The organism is Pseudoalteromonas sp. UBA6610, from assembly GCF_002433295.1.
Classification (GTDB): Bacteria; Pseudomonadota; Gammaproteobacteria; order Enterobacterales; family Alteromonadaceae; genus Pseudoalteromonas; species Pseudoalteromonas atlantica.
This window is the reverse complement of sequence record NZ_DJHW01000045.1, coordinates 24530-24831: the sequence shown is the minus strand read 5'-3', so window position 1 is coordinate 24831 and position 302 is coordinate 24530. Positions and strand designations below refer to the sequence as shown.

General features: G+C 42.4%; 1 pseudogene. It reads left to right on the top strand.

Annotated elements, in window-relative coordinates:
* Positions 1 to 302 (top strand): annotated as a pseudogene (locus B4F91_RS06090) (Vi polysaccharide biosynthesis UDP-N-acetylglucosamine C-6 dehydrogenase TviB); the annotation flags it as partial.

Genomic DNA, 302 nt, shown 5'->3' with positions numbered 1-302 from the left:
GTTAAAAAAGGCGACATAATAATTTACGAGTCTACTGTTTACCCAGGTGCGACAGAAGAGGCATGTTTACCAGTAGTTGAGCGTGTATCGGGCCTTGTGTTTAACCAAGATTTTTTTGCTGGCTACTCACCGGAGCGCATAAACCCAGGCGATAAAGAACACCGCGTAACTAATATACTAAAAGTAACCTCAGGCTCGAATCCAGAAATAGCTGAAAAAGTTGACCAACTTTATAAGTCAGTAATTACCGCCGGCACGCATAAAGCAAGCTCTATTAGAGTTGCCGAAGCTGCAAAAGTAAT